The sequence below is a fragment of the Streptomyces sp. NPDC088706 genome, assembly GCF_044752765.1.
In the GTDB taxonomy this organism is placed as follows: Bacteria; Actinomycetota; Actinomycetes; order Streptomycetales; family Streptomycetaceae; genus Streptomyces.
Genome location: NZ_JBIVLW010000004.1, coordinates 141,018 through 156,498 on the forward strand (window position 1 = coordinate 141,018; position 15,481 = coordinate 156,498).

A 15,481-nucleotide genomic window follows, 5' to 3' on the forward strand; every position below is an offset into this window, starting at 1 on the left:
GGGGGGCGGAGCGGTGTTTCATGGCTGCGCGGTTGGGCAGCCGCGAGGAGGAACGGAAACTTCCGGATTGCCGGGAGCCCCGGAACGAGAGGTCCAGCCGCGTGACGCTGAAGGTGGACGAGACCGAGCAGGGCGACTGGACCGTGCTGCAGATAAGCGGTGAACTCGATCTCGTGAGTTCACCCGTCGTGCGTCAGTCCGTCCACGAGGCCGTGGCGGAGGGTCAGCACGACGTGGTGCTCGACCTGTCCGAGGTCTTCTTCTGCGACTCCAGCGGGGTGAACGTACTGATCGCCTCGCGCCGCCTGATGAAGTCCTGCGGCGGCCGGCTGCGGCTGATCCTCCCGGCCCGGGGCGCCGAGGAGGGCTCCCACGTCAACAAGGTGCTGGGGGTACTGGGCGTGCGCAGGCTCTTCGACGTCTACCCGGACACGGTGTCCGCCGTCGACGAGGCGTGCCGGCCGTTGACCGTGTGAGCGGCCGAAAGCGTTCGGTGCTGAAGCGAGGTTGTCACACAGGAGGCGTCGCTCGGTGACACGTGAAGGCCCCGGGCGACGTACGCTCCCCGCATGGACAGCGCAGAGTACGAGCGAAAGATCGCGCACCGTTTCGCCGCCTTCGACCAGGACGGCAACGGCACCATCGATCGCGCCGATTTCAACGCCGCAGCCGCCCGTCTGCTCACCGAGTTCGGTACGACGGCCCGCTGCGACAAGGGCCAGGCGCTCTACACCGGGGCCGAGGCCTTCTGGCAGGGCATGGCCGGGATCGCCGACGTGGACGGGGACCAGCGGGTCACCCGTGAGGAGTTCGTCGGCGGGGCGGTGAAGCGGCTGAGGGACAATCCCGAGCGGTTCGCGGAGATCGCCCGTCCCTTCCTGCGGGCGGCGATCGCGGTGGCGGACAGCGAGAACGACGGCGGCCGGGCGTCGGTGGCATCCGTGGAGCGGGCCCTGCGGGTGCTCGGGGCCAGCGCCGAGATCGCGGGCATCGCGGCCCAGAGTCTGGACACCGACCGGGACGGTCTGATCGCCGAGAGCGATGCGGTGTCCGCGCTCGCCGTGTACTTCACCGTGATCGAGCCCGACGCCGAGTAGTCCCGACGCCGAGTAGTCCCGACGCCGAGTAGTCCCGAGGTCCCGTAGTCCCACGGCGCGGTCACGGGGGCGGGTGTCCCCGGGTGCCTCACCCCCGTGACCCTCCCCGCTCAGGCGTCCCCGCCGAACCGCTCCCGCAGCCGGTACTTCAGCACCTTGCGCAGTGTCTCGTTGCGGGGCAGGGCGTCCAGCACCTCCAGCTGCTCCGGCACCTTGTGGACCGAGAGCCCGGCGCCCCGCAGATGGGCCGATATCCCGGCCAGGGTCGGCGCGGGGACGCCGGGCGGCGGCTCGACGACCGCGCAGACGCGTTCGCCGCGCTCGGCGTCGGGGAGGCCGATCACCGCCGCGTCCGCCACGCCCGGGTGCGTGTGCAGCAGGTCCTCGATCTCCTTGGCGGAGATGTTCTCGCCCTTGCGGATGATGATGTCCTTCAGCCGTCCGGTGAGCGTGAGGTGCCCGCTCTCCTGGAGCCGGCCGAGGTCCCCGGTGATCAGGAACCCCTCGGCGTCGAAGGCCGCGGCGGAGGCTCCGGCGTCCAGGTAGCCCCGGCAGACCGCCTCCCCGCGCAGCCGCACCTTGCCCTCCCTGCCGTACGGGAGCGGCTCGCCCCGCTCGTCGGTGATCCGGATCTCCATCCCCTCCGGCGGCCGCCCCTCGGTCAGGGCCAGCTGCTCCGGGGTGTCGTCCGGGGCGCCCATGGTGATCATCGGGACCTCGGTCATCCCGTACCCGTGGGTGAGCTGGACCCCCATCTCCCGCACCACCGCGTGGTACACCTCCGGCGGCTTCGGCGCCCCGCCGCCCGCCAGCAGCCGCAGCGACGGGATCAGCGGCCGGTCCGGGGCCCTGCGCTGCTCGGCCAGGAACATCGCGTAGAACGCCGTGGACCCGCCCGCCACGGTCACCCCGTGCCTGCGGTACTCCGCCAGCGCCTGTGACAGCGCGAACTGCTCGAACATGACCGCGGGGAACCCGTACAGCAGGAGCATCACGGTGTAGTCGGGCCCGGCGACATGCGCGTACGGGAAGGCCATCGAGCCCACGTCGTCCGGGAGAAGCCTCAGGGCGTGGGCGAGGCAGGATCCGCCGGCGATCAGGGAGCGGTCGGTGTGCAGGACGCCCTTGGGGTCGGAGGTGGTGCCGGAGGTCCAGTAGATCCAGCGGACCTCCTCGCCCGACGAGGGCTCCGGCGGGGGCGGGAGCACGGCCGGATCGCCGTCGGGGAGGGTGTCGTACGCCGCGAAGACCTGCGGCGGGTCCGCCAGCTCCCCGGCGATCCGCTCGGCCAGCGCGGTGTGGTCGAAGCCCCGCCACACGCCCGGCACGGCGAAGAACGCGGCCCCCGACTCCCGCAGCGCGAACCGCACCTCGCGGTCCCGGTGGAACGGGATGACCGGGCTCTGTACGGCTCCGAGCCGGGTCAGGGCGAAGGAGAGCAGGGCCGTCTCCAGCCGGGTCGGCAGCTGCCAGGCGACGACGCTGCCCGCCCGCACGCCCATCCCGTACAGCCCGGTGGCGACCCGTTCGGCGCGGTCCCGCAGCTGTCCGAAGGTCAGGGACCGGTCCTCCTGGAGCAGGACCGGGCGGTCGGGAGTGAGGGCGGCGCGGGCCTCGATCAGCTCCCAGAAGGTACGGGAGGCGCCCAGGGCATGGGCGGTGGCGGTCACGTCGTTCACGGCGGTCACAGCGGTCCCTCCGAACTGACGTTCAGTCAGGTAGTGCGGAGAGCGTAGGGCCCCGCGCCTTGTCGGTCCAGGGGTGCGGGGCTAGCCTGAAGGCCGCGACCACATCTGACGGTCCATCAGAAAATGTACGCCCGGGAGCGTGCCGGGTGCGCCGGAGGGGACGACACCATGACCGATGACGACACCATGACGGATGCGGAACTGCCTCGGATCGTCAGCGTCGACGACCATGTGATCGAGCCCGCGCACCTCTTCGCCACCTGGCTGCCCGCGAAGTACCGCGAGCGCGGACCGCGGCCGCTCACGGCGGGCATCGGGGAGCTGGCCTACACGGGCGGGAAGTACGTCATCACGATGGACCCGGACGGGCCGCCGACGGACTGGTGGATCTACGAGGACCTGAAGTTCCCGTACAAGCGGAACATCGCCGCCGTCGGTTTCGACCGCGACGACATGACCCTGGAGGGGATCACCCGGGCCGAGATGCGCCCGGGCTGCTGGGACCCGGCCGAGCGTCTCAAGGACATGGACCTCAACCATGTCGAGGCCTCGCTCTGCTTCCCGACCTTCCCGCGCTTCTGCGGGCAGACCTTCGCCGAGGCGCACGACAAGGAGGTCGCCCTCGCCTGCGTGCGCGCGTACAACGACTGGATGGTCGAGGAGTGGTGCGGCGACAGCGGTGGCCGGCTGATCCCCCTCTGCATCATCCCGCTCTGGGACATCGGCCTCGCGGTGGCGGAGGTCGAGCGGAACGCGGCCCGGGGCGTCCGTGCGGTCACCTTCTCCGAGATCCCGACCCACCTGGGTCTGCCGTCCATCCACACCGGCTACTGGGACCCGTTCTTCGCCGTCTGCCAGGAGACCGGCACCGTCGTCAACATGCACATCGGCTCCAGCTCCCAGATGCCCGCCGCCTCCCCGGACGCACCCCCGGCCGTGCAGGCCTCGCTCTCCTTCAACAACGCGATGGCCTCGATGATGGACTTCCTCTTCAGCGGGGTGCCGGTCAGGTTCCCGACGCTCAAACTGGCGTACAGCGAGGGCCAGATGGGATGGATCCCCTACGCCTTGGAGCGCGCCGACGACGTCTGGGAGGAGCACCGGGCCTGGGGCGGGGTGCGCGACCTGATCCCGGAGCCGCCGTCCACGTACTACTACCGGCAGATGTTCTGCTGCTTCTTCCGCGACAAGCACGGCATCGCCTCGCTCGACACCGTCGGCCGCGACAACGCCACCTTCGAGACCGACTACCCGCACGTGGACTCGACCTTCCCGCACACCAAGGAGGTCGCACTCGACCACGTCAAGGGACTGGACGAGGAGACCGTCCACAAACTGATGCGCGGAAACGTGATCCGGATGCTCGGCCTGGACCTGGACAAGTAGGCGGCGGAGCGGTGGATCTCGCGTACACGCAGGCCGAGGAGGAGTTCCGGGGACGGCTGCGGGAGTGGCTGGCCGCCGTGCTCCCCGGCCTGCCCCCGAAGCCCTCGCCCGACGACTGGCCCGCGCGCCGGGCGTACGACACGGCGTGGCAGCGGATGCTGTACGACGCCGGGTATGCGGGCCTGCACTGGCCGGTGGACGCGGGCGGGCAGGGCGCCACCCCGACGCGGCACCTGATCTTCCTGGAGGAGACCGAGAAGGCCGGGGCGCCCTACGTCGGGGCGAACTTCGTCGGACTGCTGCACGCCGGACCCACCATCGCCGCCGAGGGTACGGCCGGGCAGCGGGCCCGCTGGCTGCCCCCGGTGCTGCGCGGCGACGAGATCTGGTGCCAGGGGTTCAGCGAGCCGGACGCGGGCTCGGACCTGGCCGCGCTGCGGACGCGGGCGGTGCGCGACGGGGACACGTACGTGGTCAGCGGCAGCAAGATCTGGACCTCGCACGCGGAGGTCGCCGACTGGTGCGAGCTGCTGGTACGTACGGACCCGGGGGCGCCGAAGCACCGGGGGATCAGCTGGCTGGCGATGCCCATGGACGCCCCCGGCATCACGGTCCGGCCGCTGCGGACGCTCGCCGGGTCGACGGAGTTCGCGGAGGTCTTCCTCGACGAGGTCCGGGTGCCGGTACGCAACCGGGTCGGGGCCGAGAACGACGGCTGGCGGGTCACCATGGTCACCCTCTCCTTCGAACGCGGTACGGCCTTCGTCGGGGAGGTCGTCGCCTGCCGCCGCACCCTGGACGCCCTGGCCGCCGAGGCCCGGCGCAACGGACGGTGGGACGACCCGGTGCTGCGCCGGCGCCTGGGACGGCTGAACGCGGAGTTCCGGGCGCTGTGGCGGCTGACGCAGGGCAACGTGAGCGAGTCGGAGCGTACGGGCGGGGTGCCGGGGGCCGGCGGGTCCGTCTTCAAGCTGCGGTACTCCGGCCTCCGCCAAGAGCTGTACGAGGCGGCGGCGGAGGTGCTGGGGGCGGACGCGTTCGACGTGGACCGGGAATGGGTCCTGGACCGGCTCTCCTCCCTTTCCTACCCGATCGCGGCGGGCACCTCGCAGACTCAGCGGAACATCGTCGCCGAGCGCGTCCTCGGCCTCCCGAAGGGGCGCTGAGGCAGCCATGGACTTCCAGCTCTCGGACGACCAGCGGGCCCTGCGGTCCGGTATGCGCGACCTGCTCGGTGCGGTGTTCGACCGGGACCGGATGCGGGCGGCGGTGGACCGGGGCGGGGCGGTGGACCGGGGGCTGTGGCGGGAGCTGGGGGCGGCCGGGTCCTTCGCGCTGCGGCTGCCGGAGGAGGCGGGCGGGGTGGGGCTCGGGCTGCCGGAGGCGGTGCTGCTCTTCGAGGAGGCGGGCCGGGTCCTGCTGCCGGGCCCGCTGGTCGCCACGCACCTGGCGGCGGGGCTGGTGAAGGGGGCGGCCGAGGGGGAGGCGGTGGTGACGGTCGCGGAGGGCGGCGGCCTGCCGGTGGCGGACCTGGCGGGCGCGGACGCGGTGCTGGTGGGCGCCCACCCGCTCAGCGGGGAGGCACTACGGGACTGGGCGGCCGCCGCCCGGCCCATCCGGTCGGTGGACCCGCTCACCCCGTTGCACCAGGTGGAGGGGCGCGAGGGCGCCCGGGAGGCGTTCGGACCGTTGCGCCGGGCGCCGGGGCTCGTAGCCGCGACAGAGGCGCACCCCGGCGCACTCCGCTCCACGGGTGCGCTGCTCACCGCCGCCGAACAGCTCGGCAGTGCCGCCCGGACCACCGAGACGGCGGTTCAACACGCCGGTGCGCGCGAACAGTTCGGAGCGCCCATCGGATCGTTCCAGGCGGTCAAACACCTCTGCGCCGACATGCTCGCCCGCACCGAACCCGCCCGCGGCGCCCTGTACGCGGCCGCGCTGACCGGCGACCCGGTGGAGATCGCCGCGGCCAAGCTGCTCGCCGACAAGGCGGCCGTCCGCAACGCGCGGGACTGCCTCCAGATCCACGGCGGTATGGGGTTCACCTGGGAGGCAGATGTTCACCTCCACCTGAAACGGGCCTGGCTCCGGGCGGCCCGGTGGCTCACGGCGGCGGAGGCGGAGGAGATCCTGGCCGCCGATCTGGGTCCCGTGGCGCCGCTGTACGGCGGTTCAGCGGGCCAGGGTTGACGCGTCGGGAAGCGAGGGGCGGAGGGTGACTCAGCGCAGTTGGCCGGCGTCGATACCGGGTTGTGTCCTTTGCGTGATTCGTCACCGGGTGGAGTCGGTGCCGGGCTCGGGTACCCTCCGTGGGATGCGAGTGGTTCTGGAACCGGACGATCCGGGGGCGGCCTGTGCGGCGGCTCCGGTCCGGGGCGAGGGCTCTTGCCGGAGATGTGCCGGGCCTGCCCGGGAAGCGATTCTCGCGGTCTCTGCGCGCTCCTGTTCGACTCCCCGCAGCGTGCGTCGCACAGTATGCACCACGCGTACTCCTTCGCGCTGGAATATGCCCGAAGCGCTTGTTGCGGTGACTGTACGTCAACCATGCTGTCGCGTAAGGGAATCACGTTCCGTGACCCTGAGGAGGCGCGAGGCGATGTGTCCGCCGGTTCGGATGGTGTGAGCGGTGCAGGTGCTTCAGGTTCAGCTGGAGGTCGGTCCGGATCCCGCAGAGGTGGGGCGGGCCCGGAGATGGGCGCGGTCGCGTCTGCTCGGGTCCGGGATAGGGGATGACGAGCCGCTCGCCGAGACGCTCATCCTGCTGATCTCGGAGCTGGTCACCAACGCGGTCGTCCACACGGGCTGTCCGGCCGTGCTGCGGATGCTGTTCGGCGGGGGCGGCGGCGTGGGGGAGGCCGGGACGGTCCGGGTCGAGGTCGCCGACGCCAGCGACCGCCCGCCGCGACCGCGCCACGCGGAGGGCGACGACACGGGCGGCCGGGGCCTGGAGCTGGTGGACGGCCTCGCGGACCGCTGGGGCTGGCAGCCGGAGGGCGCCGGGAAGCGGATCTGGTGCGAGGTGGACCGGAGCGTTCCGGCGGGGGGCCCGATGGGCGCGCCTGCGGTGGTCCAGGAGGCGTCGCCGAAGGTCGTCGTCCAGGGCGGCGAGGTGTGCGAGCCGCCGTCCCGCCTCTTCACCAACCTGGCCTGAGTCCGGCGGATCGTTCGCGGCGGCGGTTCCCGGCACCGCGAACGATCACAGCACCGCGACCGGGGCGACCGGAGAGCCGGTGGCCCCGGTGAACGGCTCCGGCGCGGCGGTGAGCAGGAAGGTGTGGCGCCCCTCCTCGGCGCAGGCGGTGGACAGCGCCTCCAGGTCCCAGTTCTGGCCCTGGAGCATGCCCATCTCGACGAGGTGGAGCGCGTGCACGGGCATCCACAGGTCCTCGATCTCCGGCGGGAAGATCTCGAAGGTCAGGGTGTCGTTGGCGACCGCCGCCACGTCCCGGGCGTGGAACCACTCGGGCGTGCGCACGGACAGCCCGGGGGACGGATGGCCGTACGCGTGCCGGTCCCCGGCGAGGACCACCCGCACCTGACCGGTCCGTACGAGGACGATGTCCCCGGCCCGTACGCGTACGTCCCCGAACTCCGCCGCCGCGTCCAGGTCCTCGGGCGTGACGGCGTGCGCGCCGGAGAGCCGGTCCACGCCCCGGGCGCGCGCGACGTCCAGGAGGACGCCCCGCGACACGAGAGGCCCCACCGCGGCGATCGATGAGAACCGTGCGCCGGCGTGCGCCGTGACGGTGTCCGCGGGGCGGCCGTTGTAGATCCTCCCGCTGTGCGAGACATGGGTCAGGGCGTCCCAGTGGGTCGCCGCCTGGAGCCCCATGGTGACGGTGTCGTCGCTGGTGGCGACGGTCCCCGGGCCGAACGTCTCCTGGTTGATCTGGACCATCGTGTGCAGCGGGTCGATCCGGCCCGGGATGAGCCCGCTCTGCACCCCGCCGTGCCGCAGGGGGAGCGCGAGCGGTATCCGGCGGCCGGTACGGACGGTGGCGGCGGCCTCCCGGATGACGGCGTCGGTGATCAGGTTGAGCGTCCCGCGCTCGTCGGCCCCGCCCCAGCGCCCCCAGTTGTTCACGCGCTCGGCGATCTCGTGGAACTCGGCCGGCAGGGACATGGAGGCCTCCTGGGTCTTGTGCCGGAGCATCCGACTGCCCGTAAAATCTAACGGTCCGTCAGAAACCTCGGGAAGGGGCCGGGCATGGGGAACTTCTTGGCAGACAAGGTGGTCGCCGTGACGGGGGCCGGCCGGGGCATCGGGCGGGCGGTCGCGTTCGCCGCGGCGGCGGAGGGGGCGCGGGTCGTCGTCAACGACTACGGCGTCTCCGTCGAGGGTGCGGAGCCGACCAGCGAGATCGCCCGGTCCGTGGTCAAGGAGATCGAGGCGGCGGGCGGTCGGGCGGTCGCGGTGGCCGACGACATCTCCACGATGGCGGGCGGGCAGCGGATCGTGGACACGGCACTGGCGGAGTACGGGCGGCTCGACGGAGTCGTGTGCGTGGCCGGGATCCTGCGGGAGCGGATGCTCTTCAACATGTCCGAGGAGGAGTGGGATCCGGTCCTCGCCACGCACCTCAAGGGCACCTTCACGGTCTTCCGGGCGGCCTCGGCGGTGATGCGGAGGCAGCAGGGCGGAGGCACGCTGATCGGTTTCACCAGCGGCAACCACCAGGGGAGCGTGTCCCAGGCCAACTACAGCGCGGCGAAGGGCGGCGTCATCTCGCTGGTCCGCAGCGCGGCGCTCGGCCTGCACCGGTACGGGGTGACGGCCAACGCGGTCGCTCCGGTGGCCCGGACCCGGATGTCGGCCGGGGTGCCGACGGAGCTTTCGGAGATCGGGGAGCCGGAGGACGTGGCGGCGCTGGTCGTCTACCTGCTGAGCGAGCGGGCGCGGGCCGAGAAGATCACCGGGCAGGTGTACACGGTCGCCGGGCCCAAGATCGAGGTCTGGGCCCAGCCGAGGGAGCTGCGGGCCGCCTACGGGGAGGGCCCTGGACCCCGGAACGGATCGCGGAGTTCCTGCCGGGGACGGTGGGCGCCGATCCGATGCCGATGCTGGCGCGGGTGGAGGAGAGGGCGGCGGCGGCGCGACGGTGGGCGCGGCCGAACGCCTGACCGCCTTGGGGGCTCCGCCCCCGAACCCCCGCTCCTCGAACGCCGGAGGGGCTGGATTCGGGGTTCCGCCCCCGAACCCCCGCTCCTCGAACGCCGGAGGGGCTGGATTCGGGGTTCCGCCCCCCGGGCCCCCGGTCCTCGAACGCCGGACGGGCTTGATCTAGGAGGCACGTATGGACTTCCGGTTCACCGAGGACGATCACACCTTGCGCACCCACGCCCGCACCTGGCTGGAGAGCCGCCTCGCCGCGACCCCCGCCCCCGCCCCCCGCGCGTGGGAACGCGAGCTGGGGCAGGCGGGGTGGATCGGGATCGGCTGGCCGGCCAAGAGCGGCGAGAGCTACGGCAACCGGCCGGCCACCCTCACCCAACAGGTCGTCTGGGCCGAGGAGTACGCCCGCTCCACCGCCCCGCCCCGTATGGGCCACATCGGTGAGAAGCTCCTCGCGCCCACTCTCATCGCGTACGGCTCCCCGGAGCAGAGGCGGCGCCACCTGCCCCCCATCGCCCGGGGCGAGACCTTCTGGTGTCAGGGGTACAGCGAGCCGGGAGCCGGGTCCGACCTGGCCGGCATCCGAACCACCGCCACCCCGGACGGGACCGGCGCCTACGCCGTGACCGGGCAGAAGATCTGGACCTCGCTCGCCCGGGACGCCGACTGGTGCTTCGTGCTCGCCCGCACCGAACCCGGCTCCGCCCGCCACCGCGGCCTGTCCTTCCTCCTGGTGGAGATGGACCAGCCGGGCCGGATCGAGGTGCGGCCCATCCGCCAGATGACCGGGACCAGCGAGTTCAACGAGGTCTTCTTCGACGGGGCCCGGGCCGGCGAGGTCGTCGGGGGTGAGGGCAACGGCTGGCAGGTCGCCCTGGGGCTGCTCGCCCTGGAGCGCGGGGTCTCCACCCTGGCCCAGCAGGTCGGGTTCGCCGCCGAGCTGGACCAGGTCGTGGCCGCCGCCGTGGCGAGCGGCGCGGCGCGGGACCCGGTGATCAGGGCCCGGCTCGTACGGCAGTGGGCCGAGCTGATCACCATGCGCCGGCACGCCCTGCGCACCCTCGGCACCACCGGCGACCCGGGCGCCCCCAGCGTGGCGAAGCTGCTGTCGGGCGGCTGGCACCAGCGGCTCGGCGAGCTGGCCGTGCAGGTGGCGGGCGAGGCGGGGACCGTCGGTCCGCGGCCCTGGTCGCCGGAGCACCCGTACGAACTCGACGACGCACAGCACCTGTTCCTCTTCAGCCGGGCCGACACCATCTACGGCGGCTCCGACGAGATCCAGCGCAACATCATCGCCGAGCGGGTGCTCGGCCTACCGAGGGAGCCGGGATGAGAGGCGTCGTCTTCGACGGCACACGGACCGAGGTCGTCGACGACCTGGAGATACGCGACCCGGACCCCGGTGAGGTGCTGGTCGCGGTGGCCGCCGCCGGCCTCTGCCACAGCGACCTGTCGGTGATCGACGGCACGATCCCCTTCCCCGACGGTGGTCGTGATGTCCAGACCGGTGGCGGGGGTCGCCGGGTTGGGCGGGATCGGGGTGGTCCAGCGGAAGGCCGAACCCGCGCGGAAGGGTCCGTGGTCGAGGCGGTCCGCGCTCGTGACGTGGGTCTGCCGGGACGGCTAGCGCCGCACGTCGGTCTGGAGCTTCCAGACGGTGCTCAGCGGGGCGTCGACGACGGTCTCGGCTTTCGCCCGGACCAGGGCCTTCGGGTCAACTCCCCGTCCCTGGCAGGTGAGGGAGGGGGACGGCTCGGAGTGCGGGGCGGCGGCTCCGGCGGGTGCGGCGGCGGTGGCTCCGGCGGGTGCGGCGGCGGTGGCGAGGACCCCGGCGACGACGAGCGGGACGGCGGACAGGGCGGTGGTGCGGGTGCGGGACATGACGGCCTCCCCGGTGAGTGCTTGGTTTGTTCGTTAGAAGTTGTAACGCGCTGTCGGCTGAGGGGTCAACAGGTCTCGTGATAGCTTCTAACGAAACTTTGAATAAGTAGCCCTGCGGCGCTCGCGGCTGAGGAAGGTGGCAGACCATGGCGGAGCCCGACACCACGACCCCCCGGGAGCGCTACCGCGCCCAGGTCCGTACGGAGATCAAGGAACACGCCTGGGAGCAGATCGCCACGGCCGGCGCGTCCGCGCTCTCCCTCAACGCGATCGCCAAGCGGATGGGCGTCAGCGGCCCCGCGCTCTACCGCTACTACGCCGGCCGGGACGAGCTGATCACCGAGCTCATCCGGGACGCCTACCGCAGCCTGGCCGACACCCTCCGTACGGCCGCCGCCGGTGGCGCCGGCCTGTCGGGGCTGGCGCACACCCTGCGCGGCTGGGCGCTGGAGGACCCGCACCGGTACTTCCTCATCTACGGCACCCCGGTCCCCGGCTACCACGCGCCCGGCGACATCACCGGCATCTCCTCCGAGATCATGGCGACCCTGCTCGACGCCTGCGCGGCGCTCACCCCCGACGCCCCCGCGACCCCGCTCGCCGCCCACCTGGTGCAGCACCGGCAATGGGCCGGCGACCACCCGGCCCCGCCCGCCGCCCTGCACCTGGCCATGAGCTTCTGGACCCGGATGCACGGCGTCCTGTCCCTGGAGCTCGCCGGCCACTTCACCGGGATGCGCTTCGACCCCGCTCAGCTCTTCGCGGCCGAACTGGAGAGCCTGTCGGCGCCCCGGACGTAACGGCGGTTAACGGGTGGTGTCCGCCGCGTTCCGGAACGTGCGCCGGTACACCGTAGGCGGCACGCCCAGCGCCGCCTGGAGGTGCTGGCGCAGGGAGGTCGCCGTGCCGAAGCCCGCGTCCCGGGCCACCTGGTCGATCGACAGGTCCGAGGACTCCAGCAGGTGCCGGGCCCGCTCCACCCGCTGCCGGGTCAGCCACTGGCCGGGGCTGACGCCCACCTCCTCCCGGAAGCGGCGGGTGAAGGTCCGTACGCTCATCGACTCCTGCTGGGCCATGTCCCGCAGCAGGATCGGCCGGTCCAGCCGTCCCAGCGCCCACGCGCGGGCGCCGGTGGTGGTGGCGGACTGCGGTTCGGGCACGGGGCGCTGGATGTACTGGGCCTGCCCGCCGTCCCGGTGCGGGGGGACGACCGTGCGCCGGGCGATCTCGTTGGCGACGGCCGCCCCGTGGTCGCGGCGCACCAGGGGTGGAGGCAGAGGTCGATCCCAGCGGCCACCCCGGCCGAGGTGAGGACGTCGCCGTCGTCGACGAACAGGACGTCCGGGTCGACCCGGACCTGCGGGAAGAGCCGCTGGAAGTGGTCGGCGCAGGACCAGTGCGTGGTGGCCGGGCGGCCGTCCAGATACCCGGCGGCGGCCAGGACGTAGCTGCCGGTGCAGATGGAGACCATCCGGGTGCCGGGCCGGACCAGGGCGAGGGCGGCCGCCAGCTCCTCGGTGAGCCTGCCTTCCTCGAAGACCGGGCCCAGTTCGTAGGAGGCGGGGACGACCACGGTGTCGGCGGTGGCGAGCGCCTCGGGGCCGTGCTCCACGAGGATCGAGAAGTCGGAGTCGGTCCGCACGGGCCCCGGCGGGCGGATGGAGCAGGTCACGACCTCGTACAGCTTCTCCCCCCTGTTGCCCGGTTCGGGGTTCAGGGAGCGGCCGAAGATCCGGGCCGGGATGCCCAGCTCGAACGGGAGCAGTCCGTCCAGGGCCAGGACGGCGACGCGGTGCGGCACGGCGGGCCTCCTCGAAACTCACTGGCTGGTATAGACCATGGGCTGTTACAGGTTGGCGACGTGCCGGAGAAGCCGACAGGGGCCGCGTCCATTCCCGACGTCCCGCGTGCCCCCCGAGCAGGGCGGCTGCCGCCCCTGCCGCCGCTCGGCGTCGGTGCTCCCGGCGGTCCGGGAGGCCTGGAGGGCCTGGGGGCCCCGTGCTCCGGGCGGCCCGGGTGGTTCCGGCGGGCTCTGGAACCGTAACTTCCGCTACTTCTTCGTGGCCCGTACGGTCACGCTCTTCGGCGACGGCATGATCCCCGTCACCCTGACCGCCGGGCTGCTCGGCGCGGGCCGCCCCGCCTCAACCGTCGGGTTCGCGCTGGCCGCCTGGCTGCTGGTGGCGGCGGCCGTGATCAACATGGGGGTGGTGGCGGTGCTGTTGGTGGCCCGGCCGATCCGGCGGCTGAGGCGGATGGGGTACGGGTGAGACCGCCGGGGCGGGACTCCTCGCCCCGGGCTCGCACGCGGGGCCGTGGCCCGATTCCTGCGAACCGTGGCCTCTGGGCCACTCGTGGGGAGAGGCGCAGGCCAAGAAGCTGGTCCACGTGACCGAGACCATCGAAAGTGCCGACCGGGACGACGACCGGCGGACACCCCGCGCGGCGCGCCGCCGCCCCCGCGTCCATCGGGCGTGGATCGTCGCCGCCGTCACCTTCGTGACGATCATCGGCGGCGCGGCCTTCAACTCCCTGCCCGGGCTGCTCATCAATCCGCTCCACGCCGAATTCGGCTGGTCGCGGGGCGAGATCGGGCTCGCGGTCTCCATCGACATGGCGCTGTACGGGCACCGCGCCCTTCGCCGCCGCGCTCATGGACCGCTTCGGCATCCGGCGGGTCGTGGCGACCGCGCTGACCATGGTGGCCGCCGGGGCGCTCGCCGGCGTCTGGATGACGGCCTCCTGGCAGCTGATGATCTACTGGGGGCTGCTCGTCGGCCTCGGCACCGGGTCCCTGGCGATGGCGTTCGCCGCGACCGTCACCAACCGCTGGTTCGTCGCCCGCCGGGGCCTGGTCACCGGCATCCTCACGGCGGCGGGCGCCTCCGGGCAGCTCGTCTTCCTCCCGCTCTGCGCCTGGATCGTCGACGAACACGGCTGGCGGCCCGCCTCCATCACGGTCGCCCTGGCCGCCCTGGTCGTCGTCCCGTTCGTCTGGCTCCTGATGCGTGACCACCCGGCCGATGTGGGGCTCGCCCCGTACGCCGGTCCGTTCGTGGCGAAGCCCGCCCCCGCCCGGGGCGCCGCGCGCCGCACGGTGAAGGTGCTCCTCGACGCCGCGCGTACCGGTCCGTTCTGGCTGCTGGCGGGCACCTTCGCCATCTGCGGGACCTCCACCAACGGCCTGATCCGCACCCACTTCGTCCCCTCCGCCCACGACCACGGCATGCCGATCACGGCGGCCGCCTCGCTGCTGGCGGTGATCGGGGTCTTCGACGTCATCGGCACGATCTTCTCGGGCTGGCTCACCGACCGCTTCGACGCCCGCAGGCTGCTCGCGGTCCACTACGCGCTGCGCGGGATCTCGCTGCTGTTCCTGCCGATGCTGATGGCGCCCGACGTGCGGCCGCCGATGGTCTTCTTCATCGTCTTCTACGGTCTTGACTGGGTCGCCACGGTCCCGCCGACGCTGGCGCTCTGCCGGGAGCGGTACGGCGAGGACAGTGCCATCGTCTTCGGCTGGGTGCTCGCCTCGCACCAGGTGGGCGCGGCCGTGGTGGCGTTCCTCGGCGGAGTCGCGCGGGACGGGTTCGGCTCCTACGACGTGGTCTGGTACGCGTCGGGGGCGCTGTGTGCCGTGGCGGCGCTGATGTCGCTGGTGATCCGGCACCGACGGGCCCTGGACGCGGACCCGGTCACTCCCGGAGTGCCGGGCGGCTGAACCGGCCGAAGAGTCCCCGGTGGAACAGCAGCGGCTCCCCCTCCGCCGCCGCCCCCAGCGCCGCCACCCGGCCGACCACGATGAGGTGGTCGCCGCCGGTGTGCACGGCGTGGACGCGGCAGTCGACCCAGGCGGGTACGGCGTCGAGCAGCGGTGACCCGGTCGCCGGGGCGTCCCCGTACGCCACCCCCGCGAACCTGTCCGCACCGCTCACCGCGAACCCCCGGCACAGCGCGCCCTGCCCGGCCCCCAGGATGTTGACGCAGAAGGCCCCGGCGCGGGCGATGCGCGGCCAGGTCGTCGACGTACGGGCGACCATGAAGGCGACCAGCGGCGGGTCCAGCGAGAGCGAGGCGAAGGACTGGCAGGCGAATCCGGTGGGCCCGTCCGCGTCACGCGCGGTGACGACCGTGACGCCGCTGGCGAAGTGGCCCAGTACGCGGCGGAATTCGTCCGGGTCGACCGAGAGCCGCTCGTCGTCCCGGACGGCTCGCAGGTCGGGCCGCGGCAGCGCCTCCAGCGGCTGCGGCTCTCCCGCTGTCGTGGCGGCGCCGACGGACCTGAGGTACCGGACGGCGGTGGCGGCCATGCCTGC

The 15,481-nt window shown here is 72.8% G+C and carries 13 protein-coding genes and 4 pseudogenes; 12 read left to right on the plus strand and 5 right to left on the minus strand.

Annotation, left to right across the window (positions count from 1 at the left end):
- Positions 1-101 precede the first annotated feature (101 nt).
- Both ACIQAK_RS13615 and ACIQAK_RS13620 read left to right on the plus strand, forming a co-directional pair.
- Positions 102-476: an STAS domain-containing protein gene (locus tag ACIQAK_RS13615; RefSeq protein ID WP_366390489.1), complete on the plus strand. Its 375-nt coding sequence runs from the start codon at positions 102-104 to the stop codon at positions 474-476.
- A 93-nt stretch (positions 477-569) separates the two neighbouring features.
- Entirely contained in the window at positions 570-1,097 is a 528-nt protein-coding gene (locus tag ACIQAK_RS13620; RefSeq protein ID WP_366390490.1) for an EF-hand domain-containing protein, read from the plus strand.
- Between the two features lie 110 nt (positions 1,098-1,207).
- On the opposite strand, the gene ACIQAK_RS13625 is transcribed toward ACIQAK_RS13620, so the two are convergent.
- A complete protein-coding gene (locus ACIQAK_RS13625; protein ID WP_366390491.1) occupies positions 1,208-2,785 on the minus strand; it encodes an AMP-binding protein in 1,578 nt (525 codons plus the stop codon).
- Positions 2,786-2,971: 186 nt separating this feature from the next.
- On the opposite strand from ACIQAK_RS13625, the gene ACIQAK_RS13630 reads away from it, so the two are divergent.
- From ACIQAK_RS13630 to ACIQAK_RS13645, 4 genes are all read left to right on the plus strand, one after another.
- Positions 2,972-4,171 carry an amidohydrolase family protein gene (locus tag ACIQAK_RS13630; RefSeq protein WP_366390586.1) on the plus strand — a complete coding sequence of 400 codons (1,200 nt, stop codon included), beginning with the start codon at positions 2,972-2,974 and terminating at the stop codon, positions 4,169-4,171.
- A gap of 11 nt (positions 4,172-4,182) precedes the next feature.
- The gene (locus tag ACIQAK_RS13635) at positions 4,183-5,337 is read left to right on the plus strand and encodes an acyl-CoA dehydrogenase (RefSeq protein WP_366390492.1); all 1,155 of its coding nucleotides are present in this window, start codon (positions 4,183-4,185) and stop codon (positions 5,335-5,337) included.
- Between the two features lie 7 nt (positions 5,338-5,344).
- Positions 5,345-6,361, plus strand: a complete 1,017-nt coding sequence (locus ACIQAK_RS13640) for an acyl-CoA dehydrogenase family protein (RefSeq protein WP_366390493.1) — start codon at positions 5,345-5,347, stop codon at positions 6,359-6,361.
- Positions 6,362-6,797: 436 nt separating this feature from the next.
- The gene (locus tag ACIQAK_RS13645) at positions 6,798-7,322 is read left to right on the plus strand and encodes an ATP-binding protein (RefSeq protein ID WP_366390494.1); all 525 of its coding nucleotides are present in this window, start codon (positions 6,798-6,800) and stop codon (positions 7,320-7,322) included.
- A 45-nt stretch (positions 7,323-7,367) separates the two neighbouring features.
- Here ACIQAK_RS13645 and ACIQAK_RS13650 read toward each other — a convergent pair whose 3' ends face one another.
- A complete protein-coding gene (locus tag ACIQAK_RS13650; protein WP_366390495.1) occupies positions 7,368-8,294 on the minus strand; it encodes a cyclase family protein in 927 nt (308 codons plus the stop codon).
- A gap of 84 nt (positions 8,295-8,378) precedes the next feature.
- Between ACIQAK_RS13650 and ACIQAK_RS13655 the strand changes: the two are divergent.
- The 3 genes and pseudogenes from ACIQAK_RS13655 to ACIQAK_RS13665 form a co-directional block, all read left to right on the plus strand.
- A pseudogene (locus tag ACIQAK_RS13655) lies at positions 8,379-9,292 on the plus strand (SDR family NAD(P)-dependent oxidoreductase).
- 173 nt (positions 9,293-9,465) lie between these two features.
- On the plus strand, positions 9,466-10,617 hold the full coding sequence (locus ACIQAK_RS13660) for an acyl-CoA dehydrogenase family protein (RefSeq protein ID WP_366390496.1): 1,152 nt from the start codon (positions 9,466-9,468) through the stop codon (positions 10,615-10,617).
- A pseudogene (locus ACIQAK_RS13665) lies at positions 10,614-10,827 on the plus strand (alcohol dehydrogenase catalytic domain-containing protein); the annotation flags it as partial. The gene ACIQAK_RS13660 and the pseudogene ACIQAK_RS13665, both read left to right, overlap by 4 nt.
- 80 nt (positions 10,828-10,907) lie before the next feature.
- Here the strand turns inward: ACIQAK_RS13665 and ACIQAK_RS13670 are convergent.
- Positions 10,908-11,165: a hypothetical protein gene (locus tag ACIQAK_RS13670; protein WP_401848030.1), complete on the minus strand. Its 258-nt coding sequence runs from the start codon at positions 11,163-11,165 to the stop codon at positions 10,908-10,910.
- Between the two features lie 146 nt (positions 11,166-11,311).
- On the opposite strand from ACIQAK_RS13670, the gene ACIQAK_RS13675 reads away from it, so the two are divergent.
- Complete coding sequence (locus ACIQAK_RS13675; RefSeq protein WP_366390497.1) at positions 11,312-11,965, plus strand: TetR/AcrR family transcriptional regulator; 654 nt, start codon at positions 11,312-11,314, stop codon at positions 11,963-11,965.
- A gap of 6 nt (positions 11,966-11,971) precedes the next feature.
- Here ACIQAK_RS13675 and ACIQAK_RS13680 read toward each other — a convergent pair.
- Positions 11,972-12,966 (minus strand): annotated as a pseudogene (locus ACIQAK_RS13680) (GlxA family transcriptional regulator).
- Between the two features lie 106 nt (positions 12,967-13,072).
- Here ACIQAK_RS13680 and ACIQAK_RS13685 point away from each other — a divergent pair.
- Together ACIQAK_RS13685 and ACIQAK_RS13690 are read left to right on the plus strand one after the other, a co-directional pair.
- Positions 13,073-13,435, plus strand: a complete 363-nt coding sequence (locus ACIQAK_RS13685; RefSeq protein ID WP_401848032.1) for a hypothetical protein — start codon at positions 13,073-13,075, stop codon at positions 13,433-13,435.
- A gap of 118 nt (positions 13,436-13,553) precedes the next feature.
- Positions 13,554-14,886: pseudogene (locus tag ACIQAK_RS13690) on the plus strand (MFS transporter).
- Here ACIQAK_RS13690 and ACIQAK_RS13695 read toward each other — a convergent pair.
- The gene (locus tag ACIQAK_RS13695) at positions 14,861-15,475 is read right to left on the minus strand and encodes a flavin reductase family protein (protein WP_366390587.1); all 615 of its coding nucleotides are present in this window, start codon (positions 15,473-15,475) and stop codon (positions 14,861-14,863) included. The pseudogene ACIQAK_RS13690 and the gene ACIQAK_RS13695 sit on opposite strands and share 26 nt — an antisense overlap.
- Between the last annotated feature and the right edge of the window lie 6 nt (positions 15,476-15,481).